The sequence below is a fragment of the Cryobacterium sp. MP_3.1 genome (genome assembly GCF_035984795.1).
GTDB lineage: Bacteria > Actinomycetota > Actinomycetes > Actinomycetales > Microbacteriaceae > Cryobacterium > Cryobacterium zongtaii.
The window spans coordinates 30,171-47,686 of the sequence record NZ_JAXCHV010000001.1 but is presented as its reverse complement, the minus strand read 5'-3'; the positions used below and the strand labels follow the sequence as shown (position 1 = coordinate 47,686).

Sequence of the window (17,516 nt, the reverse complement as noted above, 5' to 3'; positions counted from 1 at the left end):
CCTGGCGGCCTGCTCTAAATGCCGGATTCCTCGGTGCGGACGAGGACGGCGCCGCAGTCCGGGCAGAAGACGATGTCGTCCGCGGGCGCTGCCCGCACCTCTTCGAGGTCGTTGCCCGTCAGAGTCATGGTGCAGCCGCTGCAGGTGCGGGCGCGGAGCAGGGACGCCGCGTTGCCCCGCCCGGCCACGCGCCGCTTCTCGTAGAGCGCCGACAGGTCCTCGCCGATGGCGGAGACGATCGCGACCCGGTCCCGGGCCAACTCGCCCAGCTGGCGGTTCAGATCGACCAGAAGCGCGTCGCGGTCGGCTTCGATTCCGGCGACCCGGCCCGCGACGGCGGCGCGTTCGGATTCGGTCTCGGCGACGGCCGCTTCCTTTTCCTCGAGACGTTCCATCACCGCGAGTTCGATCTCCTCGAGCGCGGCCAGGCGCGCGCCCAGGGCGGTGAGTTCGCTCTCCAGCGCGTGAACATCCTTCATCGAGGAGGTGTGCTGGGCGCGCTCGGTATCGCGGGCGATGCGCTTCTCGACCACCTCGACATCGGACTCGATGCGGCGCAATTCGATCTGGGCGTCCTCGACCTCGCCGACGCGACCGGTCAGGACCGTCTTGGACGCATCGAGGCCGCGGCCCAGCTCTGCGAGCTCGGCGTGTTGCGGCAACGCCTTGGCCTGGTGTTCGACCTGCTGCAATTTGATGTCGAGGGCCTGGAGCCGCAGAAGCTCCTTCTGCTCGGTGGGAGATGCCTTCACAATGTCCTGACCTTCATGATTATGGAGTTGAAATGAACGGGGGTGAGCGAGGCTCACTGGGTGACGGCGAAGTCCCAGGGGTCGGTCCGCACGTCGCTGACCTCGATGCGGATGCCGGGCAGCCGCTGCCGCAGCGCCGAGGCGGCGACGTCCAGCCAGAGCCATTCGCTGGCCCAGTGTGACACGTCGATGAGGGCGGGGCCAACCCCCGCCAGGATCGACTGTTCCCTGGACTCAGATGCCGGGTGATGCCGGAGGTCGGAGGTGATGAACACGTCGGCGGAACGCACGGCAGGTTCGCGCAACAGCGAGTCACCGGCGCCCCCGCAGAGGGCGACGGTCTGGATCGTGTCGGCATAGCCGCCGGCCACACGCACGCCCGTCGTCGTCGCGGGGATCAGCGCCGCCAGGCGGCGGGCGAGAAGACCGAGCGTGGTGGGCTCCGGGAGCCGGCCGACCCGGCCGATTCCCGTGCCAGGGACCAATCCAGCCGTGATCGGGCGCGTGTCGACCAGGCCCAGACTGTTGGCGATGACATCGGACACCCCGTCCTCGACGACGTCGGCATTGGTATGGGCCGCCAGGAGGCCGCAATCGGCACGGATCAGTCGAGCGAGCAGGGCACCCTTGTAGCGGTCTTCGGCGACGCTGGTGACCCCGCGCAACAGCAGCGGGTGATGGGCCAGCAGTAGGTCGGCCCCGGAGGTGACCGCCTCAGCGACGGTCTCGGAGACGACATCGACGGCCAGCAGAATGGAATCGACCCGGCTCGCGGGGTCGCCGCTGATCAGACCCGGCGCATCCCATTCCTCGGCGCCGGACAGGGGCCACAGTTCATGGGAGACCCGGGCGACTTCAGCGAGCGAGAATGACACCCTGTCAGCCTACTAGCCGGCGGCCGCCACGACCGGCGACGTGCCGACGCTCACCAGCCCAGTGTGCCCGGCGCGCCCTTGAACGGGCCGACGATCCGGTCGGTGATCCACCCGCCGTAGAAGTCGCCCGGCTGAGCGCGCACGAGTTCGCCGTCCACCGTGCACTCGTCGAGCCGGCCGGGGTAGACGGCCACCCGGCCGGCCAGCGATTCGAAGCCGGCCTCCGGATGGGGATAGTGCCAGGCCACCGCATCGGCCCGTCGGTCGCCCACGACGATGCTGAGGTAGGACGCCAGCCCTTTGTACTCGCAGAAGCTGTGCCCGTTGACCGGGGTGAGAACACCGGCCGAGAACGCGTCCCGCGGCAGGTAATAGGTGGGCGGATGGCTGGTCTCCAGCACGCGCACGCTGTCCCTGGTATCGGCGATCACTATGCCGTTGAACCGGAGCACAACATGCTCCAGACTCGGTTCCACCCGCGGCGGGCGCGGGTAGTCCCAGACCGACTCCTGGCCGGGACCCGGTTTCGCCGGGTGTCGGTTCATGGCGCTCATCGGCTGACTACCGCGGGCGCAACCCGGCGCCGTACACGGCTGCCTGAGTGCGCCTGGCCATGCCGAGCTTGGCGAGCAGACCCGACACATAGTTCTTCACGGTCTTCTCGGCCAGGTCGAGCTGGTCACCGATCTGCCGGTTGGTCAGTCCCTCCGCGATCAGCTCGAGCACCTGGCGCTCCCTCGTCGTGAGGTTGGAGGCCGGCGAATCGGCGGCGGTGCCGGTGAGCTCGGTGACCACCTTGCGGGTGACGGCCTTCTGCACGAGGGACTCGCCGCGGGCGACCCGACGGATGGACTCGACCAGGTGCTGTCCGCGGATGTCCTTGAGGACGTAGCCGGATGCGCCGGCGAGGACAGCCGAATAGCTGGCCTCGTCGTCGTCGTATGCGGTGAGCATGAGGCACTGCACCCCGGGGTTGGCCGAGCGGATGGTGCGGCACACGTCGATGCCGCTGCCGTCGGGCAGCCGCACGTCGAGCACCGCCACGTCGGGTACCGTTGCCGCGACCCTGGCGACCGCCTGCCGAGCCGTCGACGCTTCACCGACGACCTCGAGGTCGGGCTCTGCGTTGATCATGTCCGCGATTCCGCGGCGCACGACTTCGTGGTCATCCACGAGGAAGACTCGGATCATCACGATTCCTTTCGTACAGGTTCAGGTTCGATGAGGGCGGTCCAGCGCAGTCGGCTGCCGCCCCTGGCACGATTCTCGAGGACGAGGTCGCCGCCCCACTGCTGCGCCCTGGCGGAGAGGTTGGCCAGTCCGCTGCGCCGGTCGGATTCCACGACGCCGATGCCGTTGTCGACCACCTCGATCACCACGAGGTCGTCCGCGACACTGAGGTTGACGACGGTCTCGGTGGCGTCGGCGTGACGGATGACGTTCATCAGCCCCTCCCGGATGACCGCGGCGATGTCATCGGACATCTCCGGCGGGGTCAGCAGGTCGATCGGGCCGGTGAAGACCAGGCGGGGGGTCTGGTCGAAGAGCGACGCGAGCTCACTGAGCAGGTCGATCACACGGTGACGGATCGAGCCGCGGTCGCGGCTGGTCTCGGCGGTCAGGGCGAAGATGGCCGTGCGGATCTCGACGATCGCTACGTCGAGCGCCACGACCTCCTCGATGATGCGCTCCCGGACGTTGGGGTCGTCAACCGACCCGCTGATGGCCTGCAGCCCGATGCCGGCCGCGAACACCCGTTGGATGACGTTGTCGTGCAGGTCGCGGGCGATCCGGCTTCGGTCTTCCAGCAGCGCCAGTTTCTGGCCGGCGGACCGGCCGCGGGCGAGTTCGAGCGCAACACTGGCCTGGCCGGCGAAGTCCGCTGCCATCTCGAGGTCGGAGGTGGTGAAACGGGGTCGGCCGGAGGAGCGGGACACCGTCATGACACCGTGGGTGCGGCCGGAGGCCAGCAGCGGGATCACCATCGTCGGGCCGAGCACCAGCTGGGCGTCCGGCTGGTCGAGGCTGGCACCGCCGTCGGCCGTGAGGATCGGCTGGCCGCTTTCGAAGGCCCGCCCGACGGTGGTTCCGGCGGACGGGATGACCAGTCCCTTCACCTGCTTGGCGAGTTTTCCCCTGGCGGTGTCGACGATGAGAGTGCTTTCGCCTGCGGCGAGGACCACGCAGACCAGATCGGCGTCGGCCAGTGACGCGAAACGATCGGCGAGGAGTTCGAGGGAGGCATCCGCCCGGTCGGAGAGCAGCGCGGCGCTGATCTCGGCCGATGCCGCCGACCAGCGCTGCCGGCGGCGGGTTTCGTCGAAGAGACGGGCGTTGTCGATCGCGATGCCCGCCGTGGCGGCCAGGGCGGTCAGCAGTTCTTCGTCTTCTTCACTGAACGCGCCGGACACCTGATTGGACAGGTAGAGGTTGCCGTACACCTCGCCGCGCACCCGTACGGGCACGCCGAGGAAGCTGTCCATCGGCGGGTGGTGCGCCGGGAAACCCGAGGATCGGGGATCCTCGCCCAGGTGCGTCAGGCGGATGGCGTGCGGGTCGTCGATGAGAGCGCCCAATAGACCGTGCCCGGCCGGTAGCCGACCGATCGACGTGGCCAGCTCGTCCGGGATGCCGACGTGGATGAATTGCTCCAGATTGCCGTTCGGTGCGATGACACCCAGCGCGCCGTATCGGGCTCCGACGAGGTCGACGGCGACGTCCACGATACGGCGGAGCACGGCCGCGAGGTCGAGTTCTTCGACGACGGCCTGGCTCGCCTGAAGCAGGCTGCGCAGCCGCCCCTGGGTGGCGAGCACCTTCTGGGCGTTCAGGACGAGTTCGGAAAGCGCCTGGTCAAGAGCGGACCGCGGCCCGTCGGGAAACGAAAGCCTGGTCTCAGGAACGGTCACGGAATGCGTCCCCTTTCGGTCGGAGCTAGCCCAAAGTGTACCTGACTGGGACCTTCGGCCCTTCCCCGGATTGGCACTCCGGCCCATTCTGGAGATGTGTCATCTCCCGAAGCACCCCGGGAAGAACTGGAGATCAGCTCATGGTTGAGAGAGTGATCGTAGCCGTTGACGGGGGGCCGGCGAGCCGGGCCGCCCTGGACTGGGCGTTGGCCAGGGCCGAGGACGTGCCACTGAGTCTGGAGCTGACCACCGTCGTTGAACTCGGCTGGTCCCCGGTCGGCGGCCCCGAAGATGATTTCCAGCCCGTCTACGAACGTGCCCTGGCCGAGGCCACCCGTTTTGTGGCGCAGAACGTCCCGGCGGTCAAAGCGACAGGTGTCGTGCGCCGGGGTGTTCCCGTCGACGAGTTGGTGCGGGCTTCGTCCGCGGCCGACCTGCTCGTGATCGGGACCAACAAGACCAGCGCGCTGGCCGGCGCCGTGCACGGCACGTTGCCGCTTCGGCTCGCCGCTCACGCGCACTCGGCCGTCGTGGTCGTTCCGGCCGGTTGGGTCGCCGGCGGCGACAGGGTCGTGGTCGGCATCGAGGATGACGGCACCATGGATGCCCCCCTCGACGTCGCGGCGGCCGAGGCCACCCGCCGCGCCGTACCGCTCGAACTCGTGCATGCCTGGTCCATCCCGGCGACTCTCGGTGTGGACTACGGCGCCGCTGTGCCGTTCGACGCCCTGATCGAAGCGCACGAGGACATCCTGGCCCGCGCCCTGGAACGGGTCAGGGCCCAACACCCGGCGGTCGACGCATCCGCGACCCTGGTGCAGGGTGCCGCGGCGCCTGCCCTGGTCGAAGCCGCCGGGCGCGCGGCGCTTCTCGTCGTGGGAACACACGGCCGCGGTGCCGTTGCTGGACTCATTCTCGGCTCGGTCAGTCACGACGTGCTCCTGAATATGCCCTGCCCGGTCGTCGTCGTGCCGCGCAGCCGGCCCACCGCCGAGTCGCAGCGATCGGGGGCGTCAGAATGAGCGCCACCTACTACATCGGTGTCGACGGTTCCGGCCCGAGCCGCGCCGCGTTGCGCTGGGGGGTCCGCCGCGCCGCAGAGCGGAACGCCGACGTGGTGCTCGTCAACACGGTCGACGACGAGTGGGGTCTGGTCGGCCGGGACGCTGCCGCCGATGCGGAGCGTCAGGCCAAGGAACTTCTGATCGAGGAGTCCGCCCGGGTCACGGCACTGCACTCCGGGGTGCCCCTGACAACGCGGATCGTGCACGGCGGCACGGCGTGGGCGCTTGCCACACTGCCCAGCCCCGAGGACCTTCTGATCGTCGGCACCCACAAGACCGGCTTCCTGCGCGGCCGGGTGCTCGGCTCGCGGAGCGTGCAGATCGCTTCTGCGGCGCGCTGCTCGGTGGCCATCGTGCCAGACACGACTCTCGATTCCCGCCATGACGTTGTCGTCGGTGTTGACGGCACCGACGGCGCCCTGTCCGCGGTGCGGCTGGGCGCGCAGGAGGCGGCCAGGCTCGACCAGGATCTGCTCCTGGTTTACGCTCCGCCGGGCTTGCCTCGCTCCGAGTCGTCGCGCTCGGACCCTGTTGAGGACCGTAGCCCGCAGGCCGCACGTATGCTGCAGGACGCCGCCACCGAGGCCGCCACCATGGCGTCCCGGATCACGGTGCGGCGCCGTGTCGCGCACCGGGACCCGGCCGAGGCCCTGCTCGACGCCAGTTTCGACGCCGCCCTGTTGATTCTGGGAGTATCGACCCGGCACGGCGAGAACACGCTGATCGGTTCGGTCACCCACGACGTCCTGATGAACATCAATGTCCCCGTGCTCATCGCTCGCGGGCTCCCCGCCAGGAGCGACACGACGTCGCTCGCATCGTCGGCCAGCGCCTGAGGGCATCCGAACCAGCTGCTTTCCCGAGCGGTCGCACGGCCGGGTACGGTCAGTAGTCGAATTCGTCGAACTGTGGCGAACCCTGCGGCGCACCCGCCCACGCCAACGCCGCGGGCATCGTGCCCATCCGCACCTTGTCCTGCAGCGCCTGGGTCGTGGCGATCTCGGTCAGTTCCCAGTCGCTTTCGGTGCTGGTCACGCAGACCAGTTGGCTGGACGAGCCGATCAGGAACTGCGCCCGACCGTGGCTGCCGTCAGCGGTGATCACCGGAATGTCGACGACGTCGGTTTCCCGGCGGTTGCTCATCGCTTCGGCATAGAGCATCACAGCGTCAGCCAGTGCGGTACCGGTGACTATCGAGCCACCCGGATGAAAAATGCGTTTCATGATGCTTCCCTGCTTGTCACGGAAAAGGACACGTGCAGCCAGGGTCTGGGGCTATAGGCAAATACTACGTCCGTGCGGACTAGAGCGCGAGGTCTCCGCTGACAATCTGCGCGGCAACCTCGGCCAGCGGCAGCCCGTTCGACCGCGCATGCTGGCGCATCAGGGCGAAGGCCTCGTCCATGGTGGCGCTCCGGGTGTAAGCCACGACGCCCTTGGCCTGTTCGATCACGACCCGGCTGCTCAACGCGTACTGCAGCTGCTGCCGGGCGACGTCACTTTCCCGCAGCGCTCGTTCCTGGAGGATCCCGATCGTGGCCACGTCGGCGAGGGCCTGCACCGTCGGCGCGTCGGAACCCGGCAGCCCACCGGTGCGGTCCCAGAACAGGTTCAGCGACCCGATCGTCGTCGTGCGCAGGCGCATCGGCACCGAGAACATCGACCCGAAGCCTTGCTCGACGGCCCCGGCACGGAATCGGGGCCACTTCGGACCGGACGCCTCGATATCGGGAACGGAGACGGCGTGCCCGGTGATGACACTTTCCACGCACGGACCGGAACCGCTGCGCAGCTGGAGGATCTCGATGAGGCGGCTGCGCTCATTGGTGGACGCGACGACCTCGAACTCCTCATCGTCGGTGAGGATGATGCCCGCGGCCGACGCGTCGAAGAGCGGCACGCACTGGGAGACGAGGGTGTGCAAGAGATCGACGAGATCGTAGCCGACCACCAGAGTGTCGGCGAGAGTCACGAAGGCCTCGACGAGCTGGCCCTCGCGTGTCTGTGTCGCCATCACCCCATCATAAATGACGCGAGGCTACCGATGATCAGAAGTGTGTGGGCCCTACCGGGCTCGAACCGATGACATCCACGGTGTAAACGTGGCGCTCTACCAACTGAGCTAAAGGCCCCGACCGAAGAATTTCGGAAAACAGGATGGCACGAGCTTAGCGACAATCCGGCCGGGAGGAAAACTAGGCCGGCTGCAGCTCGTCGAGGGCTGCCCGATACGCCGCGAGCGAGCGGGCCTCCCCCGGAGCGGTGATGAAACTCGCCCGGATGATGCCGTCTGGATCGATCAGGAACGTCGCCCGGTTGGCGAAGCCCTTGTCTTCGAGGAAGACCCCATACTCCTTGGCGACGGCGCCGTGCGGCCAGAAGTCGGCGAGCAGGGTGAACCCATACCCCTCCTGGTCGCCCCAGGCCCGCAGGGTATGCCGGGAGTCCACGGAGATGCCGATCAGCTCGACGCTGTTGTCGGCGAAGAGCGCGAGGTTGTCGCGCAGCTCGCAGAGTTCGCCGCTGCAGATACCTGAGAAGGCGAGGGGGAAGAACACCAGCGCCACGGACTTCTCACCCCGGTACCGGCTGAGCTGGATTCGCTCGCCGTACTGGCTGACAAGCTCGAAGTCGGGTGCCTGGGTGTCATTCTCCAGCGCCATGGTGCGTGTCCTTTCCGGCCATCGGGGGACGATGGCTGAATACGGGGGGCAAGCCTAGCCGCCCCAGGAGGCTTCACCAACACTGTCCCGGCACACTGCCGCGCCGCCGTACGCGCTTCCCAGTAAGAATCACTAGGCTGACGGGGTGCCTTTCGGTCGTGACCCGACCTAGTTCTGTCCGGCACGCCTAACCAGGCACGATCTTCCCCCACACGATCTGCCCTACAGAAAGAGGTCGAGTGTGACTGTCAACGACCAAGACCCGTATTCAATGGACAACTCGGACGCCGATCCGGATGAGACGTCCGAATGGTCGCAATCCCTCGACGCGCTGGTCGCGACCAACGGCCCCGGCCGGGCCCGCGAGATCATGCTCAGCCTGCTCAAGCGGTCCAAGGAATTGCACCTGAACGTTCCGATGGTGCCGACAACGGACTACATCAACACCATCGCCTCGTCGAATGAGCCTGACTTCCCCGGCGATGAAGACATCGAGCGCCGCTACCGCGCCTGGATCCGCTGGAACGCCGCCGTGCTCGTGCACCGCGCCCAGCGCCCCGGCATCGCGGTCGGCGGCCACATCTCGACGTATGCCTCCTCAGCTGCTCTCTACGAGACCGGCTTCAACCACTTCTTCCGCGGCCAGGACCACCCAGGCGGCGGAGACCAGATCTTCATCCAGGGCCACGCCTCCCCCGGCACCTACGCCCGCGCCTTCCTGGAGGGCCGTCTGAGCGCCAACCAGCTCGACGGTTTCCGACAGGAGAAGTCGCACGCGCCCGACGGCATCTCGTCGTACCCGCACCCCCGGTTGATGCCGGAGTTCTGGCAGTTCCCGACGGTCTCGATGGGCCTGGGCCCGATCAACGCGATCTACCAGGCGCAGTTGAACCGGTACCTGACCAACCGGGGCATCAAGGACGCCAGCGACCAGCAGGTCTGGGCCTTCCTCGGCGACGGCGAGATGGACGAGGTCGAAAGCCGCGGACAGCTCCAGGTCGCCGCCAACGAGGGTCTCGACAACCTCAACTTCATCGTCAACTGCAACCTGCAGCGTCTCGACGGTCCGGTGCGCGGTAACGGCAAGATCATCCAGGAGCTGGAGAGCTTCTTCCGCGGCGCCGGCTGGAACGTCATCAAGGTGGTGTGGGGCCGCGAGTGGGACGACCTGCTCTCCCGCGACACCGACGGTGCCTTGCTGAACCTGATGAACGTCACCACCGACGGTGACTACCAGACCTACAAGGCCGAGAGTGGCGCCTACGTGCGCGAGAACTTCTTCGGCCGCGACCCGCGCGCGCTCAAGCTCGTCGAGGGTTACACCGACGACGAGGTCTGGAACCTCAAGCGCGGTGGCCACGACTACCGCAAGGTCTACGCCGCGTTCAAGGCCGCATCGGAGCACAAGGGCCAGCCGACGGTCATCCTGGCGAAGACGGTCAAGGGCTACGGCCTGGGCCCGAGCTTCGAGGGGCGCAACGCGACCCACCAGATGAAGAAGATGACGCTGGACAACCTCAAGACCTTCCGCGACAGCATGCACGTGCCGATCACGGATGCGCAGCTCGAGGCCAACCCGTACCAGCCGCCGTACTACACCCCCGGTGAGAACGACGAGGCGATCCAGTACATGCACGAGCGCCGCCGCGCGCTCGGCGGCTACCTGCCCGAGCGTCGCAGCAAGTACACCCAGGTGAACCTGCCGGACGACTCGACCTACGCCGTGACCAAGAAGGGCTCCGGCACCCAGGAGATCGCCACCACCATGGCGTTCGTCCGGCTGCTCAAGGAGCTGCTGCGCTCGAAGGACTTCGGCCACCGCATCGTGCCGATCATCCCCGACGAGGCTCGCACCTTCGGCATCGACGCGTTCTTCCCGAACGCGAAGATCTACAACCCCAACGGTCAGCACTACACGTCGGTGGACCACGCGCAGCTGCTGGCCTACAAGGAAAGCCCGCAGGGCCAGATCATCCACGTCGGCATCAACGAGGCCGGCGCCCTCGCCGCCTTCACGAACGTCGGAACGTCGTACGCCACCCAGGGTGAGCCGCTCATCCCGGTGTACGTGTTCTACTCGATGTTCGGCTTCCAGCGCACCGGCGACGCCATGTGGGCCGCCGGCGACCAGATGGCCCGCGGCTTCATGATCGGCGCCACCGCCGGCCGGACCACCCTCACCGGTGAAGGCCTGCAGCACGCCGACGGCCACTCGCCGTTGCTCGCGTCGACCAACCCGGCCGTCGTGTCGTACGACCCCGCCTTCGGGTACGAGATCGGGCACATCGTCCGGTCCGGCCTCGAGCGGATGTACGGCGGCACCCACACCGACCCGAACGTCATGTACTACATCACCGTGTACAACGAGCCGCAGGTGCAGCCCGTCGAGCCGGCCGATGTCGACGTCGACGGCATCATCCGCGGCATCCACCGCGTGTCCGAGTCCACTGTGGCCGGCCCGAAGGCCCAGCTGCTGGCCTCCGGCGTTGCGGTGCCGTGGGCGCTCGAAGCGCAGACCCTGCTCGCTGAGGACTGGGGGGTGTCCGCCGATGTCTGGTCGGTCACGTCCTGGTCGGAACTGCGCCGGGACGGCCTCGCGGCGGAGGAGCACAACTTCCTCTTCCCGAACGAGGAGCCGCGTACCGCGTACGTGACGGACAAGCTCGCCAATACGGCCGGTCCGTTCGTCGCGGTGTCCGACTTCATGCACGCCGTGCCGGATCAGATCCGCCAGTTCATCCCCGGCGACTTCGCCACCCTGGGTGCCGACGACTTCGGGTTCTCCGACACCCGCCCCGCGGCTCGCCGGTTCTTCAAGATCGACGGCCCGTCCATGGTGGTCCGCACCCTGCAGCAGCTCGCCAACAGCGGCGAAATCGACCGCAGCCTCATCCAGCAGGCGATCGACAAGTACCGCCTGCACGACGTCCTGGCCGGCACCACCGGCTCGGCCGGTGGCGAGAGCTAACCCGGACCGTGTCACCGGCGCCGAAGACAAAGGAACAGACCCTCACCTGGTTGCGCACGATTTCGGGTGAGTTGTCTACGGCGACTCTGAAACGACTCGAGGACACGCTGCCCTGGTATGGCGATATGCCACCAGGGCGGCGGTCCGCCGTCGGCCTGGTGGCCCAGGCCGGCATCACCTCCTTCATCTCCTGGTACGACGACCCGCGGTCCACACCGTGGATCGCGGCGGATGTCTTCGGCGCAGCTCCCCGGGAACTGCTCCGCTCGGTGAGCCTGCAGCAGACCCTGCAGCTGATCAGGGTGACCGTCGAGGTCGTCGAAGAGCGGGTCAAGGACGGCTCGGAGACCCTCCGTGAGGCGATCCTGCTGTACTCCCGCGAAATCGCCTTCGGGGCCGCGGATGTCTACGCCCGCGCCGCGGAGGCCCGGGGGCTCTGGGACGCCAGGCTCGAAGCCCTGGTCGTCGACTCCATCCTCAGCGGCGAGTACGACGACGAACTGCCCAGCAGGATCGCCGCCCTCGGCTGGCACGGCCACGGCGAGGTCTGTGTGCTCGTCGGCACCACGCCGAAGATGCTCGACGTGGACCAGCTACGCCGGGCGGCGCGGCACATGACCGCCGACGTGCTGATCGGCGTGCAGGGCAACCGGCTGGTGCTGGTGATCGGCCGGGCCCACCCGGCCAATCCCGAGGCCGACGAGGCAGCCGGGGGCCCGTCCTCGCTCAGTTTCATGGAAATCGCCATGCAGCTCGAGCCCAGTTTCGGCCCGGGGCACCTCGTGCTCGGTCACGAGGTGCCCAACCTCGTCGACGCCTCCAAAAGCGCCAAGGCGGCCCTGGCCGGCTTCGCCGTCGCCCGCTCCTGGCGGAACGCTCCCAGGCCGGTGCAGGCCGACGACCTGCTTCCCGAGCGGGCCCTGGCCGGTGATCCGCTCGCGCGCGCCACGCTCATCCACCGGATCTATCGCCCGTTGCAGGCGCACTCCACCGAACTCCTCACGACGTTGTGGTGTTACCTGGACAACGGCCGCTCGCTCGAGGCGACGGCGCGCGAACTGTTCGTGCACCCCAACACCGTTCGTTACCGCCTCAAGCGGGTCTCCGACGTGATCGGCTATGACGCGACGGGGGCCAGGGAGGCGCTCATCCTGCAGTCGGCGCTGATCATCGGTTCGATCAGTGACCACGACGGCTCGACTCGGCGCCGCTGAACCCCCGTTTGCGGTATCTGACAAACGTTCCGCGGATAGTCGGTACATTACCCACACCCTCCGTCCGTTCCGAGTTGGGAGACTAAGGAAATGATTGTTGTCGTCTGTCCCGGTCAGGGCTCGCAAACGCCCGGATTCCTCGAACCCTGGCTGCAGGATCCGGCCTATGCCGAACAGCTCCGCACCATGTCGGAGCAGTCCTCGACCGACCTCGTGACGGCGGGAACTGTCGCTGATGCCGACACGATCCGCGACACCGCGATCGCCCAGCCGCTCATCGTGGCCGCCGGACTCCTCGCCCTCACCGCCCTGTTCGCCGACGGCCGACGCGACGCCGTCGGCGGCATCGCCGGGCACTCCGTCGGTGAGATCACCGCGGCGGCCGGCGCCGGGGTCCTCAGCTCCTCGGACGCTCTCACCTTCGTCGGGGAGCGCGGGCGCGCCATGAAGGCCGCAGCCGCCGTCACGCCCACCGGCATGAGCGCCGTGCTCGGCGGGGACGAGGCCGAACTCCTGGCCCGACTCGCAGACCTCGGCCTGGAACCGGCCAATTTCAACGGCGGCGGCCAGATCGTGGCCGCCGGTGACCTCGACGCCCTCGCCGCCCTCGCCGCTGATCCGCCCGCCAAGAGCCGCGTCATCCCGCTCCAGGTCGCCGGCGCCTTCCACACCCGCCACATGCTCCCCGCCGTGGCGCACCTCGCCGACGTTGCGACAGGCCTGAACCCGCAGACCCCGACCCTGCCGCTGTGGACCAATCACGACGGCAGCACCGTGGCCGACGGTTCGCATTTCGTCGACCTGCTCGTCGGTCAGGTCTCGTCGCCGGTACGGTGGGACCTGTGTATGCAGTCGTTTGCCGACGCTGGAGTGACCGGAATCATCGAGGTCGCACCGGCAGGCGCACTCGTCGGACTGGCCAAGCGCGCCCTGCGGGGCATCCCGAGCGTGGCCATCAAGACCCCCGACGACCTGCCCGCTGCGTACGACCTGATCGACCGCCAGGCCTGAATCAGCCAGAGTCGCCACCGGAAGAGACGAATGACCCAGCCACAACTCCTGCAGTCGCAGGGCGCCCAGTACACCCGCATCCTCGCCGTCGGCGCCGCCCGCGGAGACCTCATCGTTCCCAACGACGACATCGTCGGCCCGATCGACTCGTCCGACGAGTGGATTCAGCAGCGCACCGGAATCATCACCCGCACCAGGGCCAGCCAGGATGTGTTGGCCGTCGACCTCGCAACGACCGCCGCACTCGAGGCCATCGAACGCTCCGGCATCGCCCCTGAGCTCATCGACGCCATCATCATCGCCACCATCAGCAACGGCCGTCAGACGCCGTCGATGGCCGCCGTCGTCGCCGAGCGCATCGGTGCGGTTCCCGCCGCCGCTTTCGACCTCAACGCCGCCTGCGCCGGCTACGCCTACGGTGTCGCCCAGGCGGATGCCCTCATCCGGTCCGGCGCCGCCCACTATGCCCTGGTCATCGGTGCGGAGAAACTCTCCGACATGGTCGACCCCACCGACCGGAGCATCTCGTTCCTGCTCGGTGACGGCGCCGGCGCCGTTGTCATCGGCCCGAGCGACTACCCCGGCATCTCCGCCTCGGTGTGGGGCTCGGACGGGCGCGCTGACGCCGTGGGCATGAACGGCACCCTGCAGGAATACCGACGGGGCGAGAAGGAATGGCCGACCCTGCGCCAGGAGGGCCAGACCGTCTTCCGCTGGGCCGTCTGGGACATGGCGAAGATCGCCAAGCAGACCCTGGCCGCCGCCGGCATCACCCCCGACCAGCTCGCCGCCTTCATCCCGCACCAGGCGAACATGCGCATCGTCGACGAGTTCGCCAAGCAGCTGAAGCTGCCGGAGTCCGTCGTCATCGCCCGCGACATCGCCACGACCGGGAACACCTCGGCCGCGTCGATCCCCCTAGCCACCCACCGCTTGCTCGAGGAACACCCCGAACTCAGCGGAGGTCTTGCCCTCCAGATCGGCTTCGGAGCCGGCCTGGTTTACGGCGCGCAGGTGGTTGTGCTGCCGTAGCTCCCCTCTGTCCAACTAAACTGAATCTCGGTCAAACGAGACACCCCCAAGGAGAAACAACATGGCATTGTCCACCGAAGAAGTTCTTGCCGGCCTGGCCGAGCTCATCAACGACGAGACGGGCATCGCAACCGACACGGTTGAGCTGGACAAGTCGTTCACCGACGACCTGGACATCGATTCCATCTCGATGATGACCATCGTCGTCAACGCTGAGGAAAAGTTCGACGTCAAGATCCCCGACGAAGAGGTCAAGAACCTCAAGACCGTCGGCGACGCCGTCGAGTTCATCGTCAAGGCCCAGGACTAGGTCCACGCCCGAACGGGCCGGTTGGCTCTGCCAGCCGGTCCGTTTTCCAGGGACGCTCCAGCCGGGGTTTCCACCTCGTTTCGCACACGTTCTCACTCGAGCACGTTCTGACGGAGAGTCGTTGTTATGACCAAAAAAATCGTTGTCACCGGCCTCGGTGCCACCTCGCCCCTCGGCGGGAACGCCACCGACACCTGGAACGCCCTCCTCGCCGGCGAGTCCGGCGCATCCACTCTGGACTACGAGTGGGTTGAGCGCACCGCGCTCCCCATCACCTTCGCCGCCCAGGCCAGGGTGCGCCCCGTCGACGTTCTGGCCCGCCAGGAAACCAAACGCCTCGACCCGTCCAGCCAGTTCGCCCTGATCGCCGGCCGCGAGGCCTGGGCCGATGCCGGGATGCCTGAGGTCGACCCCGAACGTCTCGCCGTCGACTGGGCCACCGGCATCGGCGGTGTGTGGACCCTGCTCGACGCCTGGGACACCCTGCGCGAGCGTGGACCCCGTCGCGTCCTGCCGATGACCGTGCCCATGCTGATGCCCAACGGTCCCGGAGCAGCTATCGGCATGGATCTGCACGCCCGCGCCGGCATCACGACGGTCGTGTCGGCCTGTGCGTCCAGCACCGAATCTCTCGTCAACGCCTACAACCGTCTGCAGGCCGGACTGGCCGACGTCGTCATAGCCGGTGGCTCGGAGGCGGCCATCCACCCGCTGCCGATCGCATCCTTCGCGGCGATGCAGGCGCTCTCGAAGCGGAACGACTCCCCCGCCACCGCGTCCCGCCCCTATGACGTCAGCCGCGACGGCTTCGTGCTCGGCGAAGGCGCTGCGGCCCTGGTGATCGAAACCGAAGAGCACGCCCTCGCCCGTGGTGCGCACATCTACGCCGAACTGCTCGGCGGCTCCATCACGAGCGACGCGTACCACATCACGGCGCCGGATCCCGAGGGATCGGCCGCCGCGCGCGCCATGATCGCGACGATCCAGAACGCCGGGGCCGACCTGTCCGACGTGATGCACATCAATGCCCACGCCACGAGCACCCCGGTGGGCGACATCGCTGAGTACAACGCGCTCCGCCGCGTGTTCGGTGACCTCCTCGACGGTATCCCGGTCTCGGCGACCAAGGCGTCCACCGGGCACCTGCTCGGCGGTGCCGGCGCGATCGAGGCGCTGTTCACGGTGAAGGCCCTGGCCGAGCGGATCCTGCCGCCGACCATCAACTTGACCGAGCAGGACCCCGCCATCCCGCTCGACGTGGTCACCGCGCCGCGCGCCCTGGGCGCCGGCGATCTCCTGGCCATCAGCAATTCGTTCGGTTTCGGCGGTCACAACGCCGTCGTCGCGTTCCGCTCGGTCTAGCCGTCGCGGGCGGGGCCCCGGCCTCGCCCGCAGTCAGCCGACATTGTGCAGCCAGACCACGCTGGAGAAGTCGCTGGCGTGCCGGTACGGCTCCAGTTCGTCATCCCAGGCCTGGCCCAAGGCGCGCCGCAGCTCACGGTGCAGGTGCACGGAGTCGGTGCCCGCCGCGTGGATGGCCGCACGCAGCCGGTCCTCCGGCAGAACCACGTTCCCGGCCGTGTCAGTCTGGGCGAAGTGGATCCCCAGAGCCGGCGTGTGCAGCCAACGGCCACCATCCCGGCCGGGCCCCGGGTCCTCGGTCACCTCGAAGCGCAGCTGATCCCAGCCGAGCAGGGCCGACGCTATGGCCGCTCCGCCGCCCGCAGGGCCCTCCCAGAAGAACTCCGCACGCTGGGCGCCCACGAGGGCAGGCTGCTCACTCCAGTCGAAACTGACCGCCTCTTCGAGCGCGCTGCCGGCGGCCCACTCCACGTGGGGGCACAGGGCGCGCGGCGACGAGTGCACATACAAAACTCCCCGTGCAGCCGGTGACTGACGAGTGCGGGGTGCCGTCATAGTGTTCTCCGTTCCCTGGATGGTGTTCGAGGTGCGTCTTCCCCAACGATCTCAAACGACTTTCAACCAGGACCCGCGGAACACATTTCGGCGGCTAGCTGAATTATGCCCCACCCGGCCGGGAAATCCCAACACCCGGTCATTCTCTAATGTATATTCGGTATGGCTTTAGAGGTCGACCGCGACCGTCGCAGCCGCAGGCTGGAGACATCGTGTCGGTACGCAATTCGCTTCTCGCCATCCTCACCATGGGCCCGGCATACGGCTTCCAGCTGCACGGCGAGTTGGCGACCCGTACCGCCGGCCGCCGCACGGTGAATGTCGGACAGATCTACAGCACCCTGGAGCGTCTGGTGCGCCAGGGCTCCGTCGAGGCGGCGGGCAGCACCGACGACGGTCTCCCCCTGTACAGGCTGACCGACGGCGGCCACGCCGAGGCTCTGACCTGGCTGCGGGAGACGGGCAGCGACTCCGGAGCCGACTGGACCGACATGCTGGACAGGGTGCTGATCGCCTCGTCCCTGCCGCACGTCGATCTTGCGCCGCTGCTGGCCGGCTACCGATCCGCCTGGCAGCTGAGGCTGAACAGCGGCGGAGACGCGAGCGGGCGTGCCGGGGAGTCCGGTCAGGAACTGTTGGCCGCCGCGGCCCAGCTCGTCCAGGCCCGGGCCGCGCTTGCCTGGCTCGATACCGTGGCCGCGGTCGCTGATCGCCCTCCAGTCGAGGAGGAACCCGGGCTGCACCGCGAGCTGAGCCTGCAGCGACCCAAACGGGGCCGGCGGCCCGGCACATCGTCGTGAC

At 68.0% G+C, this 17,516-nt stretch carries 18 protein-coding genes and 1 tRNA gene; 9 read left to right on the top strand and 10 right to left on the bottom strand.

Going from position 1 to position 17,516, the window contains the following annotated elements; all coding sequences use genetic code 11:
* Positions 1-14: 14 nt before the first annotated feature.
* From RCH12_RS00230 to RCH12_RS00210, 5 genes are read right to left on the bottom strand one after another with little or no spacing between them, the layout of a single operon-like run.
* Positions 15-752, bottom strand: coding sequence for a zinc ribbon domain-containing protein (locus RCH12_RS00230; protein ID WP_327015717.1), 738 nt, complete (start codon positions 750-752; stop codon positions 15-17).
* Between the two features lie 53 nt (positions 753-805).
* Complete coding sequence (locus RCH12_RS00225) at positions 806-1,627, bottom strand: Nif3-like dinuclear metal center hexameric protein (protein WP_327015716.1); 822 nt, start codon at positions 1,625-1,627, stop codon at positions 806-808.
* Between the two features lie 50 nt (positions 1,628-1,677).
* Positions 1,678-2,172: a DUF427 domain-containing protein gene (locus RCH12_RS00220; RefSeq protein ID WP_327015715.1), complete on the bottom strand. Its 495-nt coding sequence runs from the start codon at positions 2,170-2,172 to the stop codon at positions 1,678-1,680.
* Between the two features lie 16 nt (positions 2,173-2,188).
* Complete coding sequence (locus RCH12_RS00215) at positions 2,189-2,818, bottom strand: response regulator (RefSeq protein WP_088456147.1); 630 nt, start codon at positions 2,816-2,818, stop codon at positions 2,189-2,191.
* Positions 2,818-4,536 carry a sensor histidine kinase gene (locus RCH12_RS00210; protein WP_243399213.1) on the bottom strand — a complete coding sequence of 573 codons (1,719 nt, stop codon included), beginning with the start codon at positions 4,534-4,536 and terminating at the stop codon, positions 2,818-2,820. Before RCH12_RS00210 ends, RCH12_RS00215 begins: the two co-directional genes overlap by 1 nt.
* Positions 4,537-4,676: 140 nt before the next feature.
* On the opposite strand from RCH12_RS00210, the gene RCH12_RS00205 reads away from it, so the two are divergent.
* Positions 4,677-5,558, top strand: a complete 882-nt coding sequence (locus RCH12_RS00205; RefSeq protein ID WP_327015714.1) for a universal stress protein — start codon at positions 4,677-4,679, stop codon at positions 5,556-5,558.
* Positions 5,555-6,436 carry a universal stress protein gene (locus RCH12_RS00200; RefSeq protein ID WP_327015713.1) on the top strand — a complete coding sequence of 294 codons (882 nt, stop codon included), beginning with the start codon at positions 5,555-5,557 and terminating at the stop codon, positions 6,434-6,436. Before RCH12_RS00205 ends, RCH12_RS00200 begins: the two co-directional genes overlap by 4 nt.
* 49 nt (positions 6,437-6,485) lie before the next feature.
* Here the strand turns inward: RCH12_RS00200 and RCH12_RS00195 are convergent, their stop codons facing one another.
* The 4 genes from RCH12_RS00195 to RCH12_RS00180 all read right to left on the bottom strand — a co-directional run bounded on the left by RCH12_RS00195 (position 6,486) and on the right by RCH12_RS00180 (position 8,263).
* Positions 6,486-6,824, bottom strand: coding sequence for a hypothetical protein (locus RCH12_RS00195; protein ID WP_327015712.1), 339 nt, complete (start codon positions 6,822-6,824; stop codon positions 6,486-6,488).
* A gap of 79 nt (positions 6,825-6,903) precedes the next feature.
* Entirely contained in the window at positions 6,904-7,614 is a 711-nt protein-coding gene (locus tag RCH12_RS00190; protein ID WP_327015711.1) for a GAF and ANTAR domain-containing protein, read from the bottom strand.
* Between the two features lie 45 nt (positions 7,615-7,659).
* Positions 7,660-7,732 (bottom strand) — tRNA-Val (locus RCH12_RS00185).
* A 63-nt stretch (positions 7,733-7,795) separates the two neighbouring features.
* Positions 7,796-8,263 carry a peroxiredoxin gene (locus tag RCH12_RS00180; protein WP_088456141.1) on the bottom strand — a complete coding sequence of 156 codons (468 nt, stop codon included), beginning with the start codon at positions 8,261-8,263 and terminating at the stop codon, positions 7,796-7,798.
* 241 nt (positions 8,264-8,504) lie between these two features.
* On the opposite strand from RCH12_RS00180, the gene aceE reads away from it, so the two are divergent.
* The 6 genes from aceE to RCH12_RS00150 all read left to right on the top strand — a co-directional run bounded on the left by aceE (position 8,505) and on the right by RCH12_RS00150 (position 16,160).
* Positions 8,505-11,231 carry a pyruvate dehydrogenase (acetyl-transferring), homodimeric type gene (gene aceE, locus RCH12_RS00175; RefSeq protein WP_327015710.1) on the top strand — a complete coding sequence of 909 codons (2,727 nt, stop codon included), beginning with the start codon at positions 8,505-8,507 and terminating at the stop codon, positions 11,229-11,231.
* A 125-nt stretch (positions 11,232-11,356) separates the two neighbouring features.
* On the top strand, positions 11,357-12,445 hold the full coding sequence (locus tag RCH12_RS00170) for a PucR family transcriptional regulator (RefSeq protein WP_241988647.1): 1,089 nt from the start codon (positions 11,357-11,359) through the stop codon (positions 12,443-12,445).
* A 90-nt stretch (positions 12,446-12,535) separates the two neighbouring features.
* On the top strand, positions 12,536-13,456 hold the full coding sequence (locus tag RCH12_RS00165) for an ACP S-malonyltransferase (protein ID WP_327015709.1): 921 nt from the start codon (positions 12,536-12,538) through the stop codon (positions 13,454-13,456).
* Positions 13,457-13,486: 30 nt separating this feature from the next.
* A complete protein-coding gene (locus RCH12_RS00160) occupies positions 13,487-14,488 on the top strand; it encodes a beta-ketoacyl-ACP synthase III (protein WP_327015708.1) in 1,002 nt (333 codons plus the stop codon).
* 61 nt (positions 14,489-14,549) lie between these two features.
* The gene (locus tag RCH12_RS00155) at positions 14,550-14,798 is read left to right on the top strand and encodes an acyl carrier protein (RefSeq protein WP_022883990.1); all 249 of its coding nucleotides are present in this window, start codon (positions 14,550-14,552) and stop codon (positions 14,796-14,798) included.
* A gap of 126 nt (positions 14,799-14,924) precedes the next feature.
* Positions 14,925-16,160: a beta-ketoacyl-[acyl-carrier-protein] synthase family protein gene (locus RCH12_RS00150; RefSeq protein ID WP_103431775.1), complete on the top strand. Its 1,236-nt coding sequence runs from the start codon at positions 14,925-14,927 to the stop codon at positions 16,158-16,160.
* 33 nt (positions 16,161-16,193) lie between these two features.
* Here the strand turns inward: RCH12_RS00150 and RCH12_RS00145 are convergent, their stop codons facing one another.
* On the bottom strand, positions 16,194-16,715 hold the full coding sequence (locus tag RCH12_RS00145; RefSeq protein WP_103431774.1) for a DUF3145 family protein: 522 nt from the start codon (positions 16,713-16,715) through the stop codon (positions 16,194-16,196).
* Positions 16,716-16,927: 212 nt separating this feature from the next.
* Between RCH12_RS00145 and RCH12_RS00140 the strand changes: the two genes are divergently transcribed.
* Complete coding sequence (locus RCH12_RS00140) at positions 16,928-17,515, top strand: PadR family transcriptional regulator (RefSeq protein ID WP_327015707.1); 588 nt, start codon at positions 16,928-16,930, stop codon at positions 17,513-17,515.
* The last annotated feature ends 1 nt before the right edge of the window (position 17,516 follow it).

What these genes read in the sequence shown, in the direction of transcription:
- RCH12_RS00220 (WP_327015715.1), bottom strand. Translation starts at nt 2,172, where the DNA reads ATGAACCGACACCCGGCGAAACCGGGTCCCGGCCAGGAGTCGGTCTGG.
- RCH12_RS00215 (WP_088456147.1), bottom strand. Translation starts at nt 2,818, where the DNA reads ATGATCCGAGTCTTCCTCGTGGATGACCACGAAGTCGTGCGCCGCGGA.
- RCH12_RS00205 (WP_327015714.1), top strand. Translation starts at nt 4,677, where the DNA reads ATGGTTGAGAGAGTGATCGTAGCCGTTGACGGGGGGCCGGCGAGCCGG.
- RCH12_RS00200 (WP_327015713.1), top strand. Translation starts at nt 5,555, where the DNA reads ATGAGCGCCACCTACTACATCGGTGTCGACGGTTCCGGCCCGAGCCGC.
- RCH12_RS00195 (WP_327015712.1), bottom strand. Translation starts at nt 6,824, where the DNA reads ATGAAACGCATTTTTCATCCGGGTGGCTCGATAGTCACCGGTACCGCA.
- RCH12_RS00190 (WP_327015711.1), bottom strand. Translation starts at nt 7,614, where the DNA reads ATGGCGACACAGACACGCGAGGGCCAGCTCGTCGAGGCCTTCGTGACT.
- RCH12_RS00180 (WP_088456141.1), bottom strand. Translation starts at nt 8,263, where the DNA reads ATGGCGCTGGAGAATGACACCCAGGCACCCGACTTCGAGCTTGTCAGC.
- RCH12_RS00170 (WP_241988647.1), top strand. Translation starts at nt 11,357, where the DNA reads ATGCCACCAGGGCGGCGGTCCGCCGTCGGCCTGGTGGCCCAGGCCGGC.
- RCH12_RS00165 (WP_327015709.1), top strand. Translation starts at nt 12,536, where the DNA reads ATGATTGTTGTCGTCTGTCCCGGTCAGGGCTCGCAAACGCCCGGATTC.
- RCH12_RS00160 (WP_327015708.1), top strand. Translation starts at nt 13,487, where the DNA reads ATGACCCAGCCACAACTCCTGCAGTCGCAGGGCGCCCAGTACACCCGC.
- RCH12_RS00155 (WP_022883990.1), top strand. Translation starts at nt 14,550, where the DNA reads ATGGCATTGTCCACCGAAGAAGTTCTTGCCGGCCTGGCCGAGCTCATC.
- RCH12_RS00150 (WP_103431775.1), top strand. Translation starts at nt 14,925, where the DNA reads ATGACCAAAAAAATCGTTGTCACCGGCCTCGGTGCCACCTCGCCCCTC.
- RCH12_RS00145 (WP_103431774.1), bottom strand. Translation starts at nt 16,715, where the DNA reads ATGACGGCACCCCGCACTCGTCAGTCACCGGCTGCACGGGGAGTTTTG.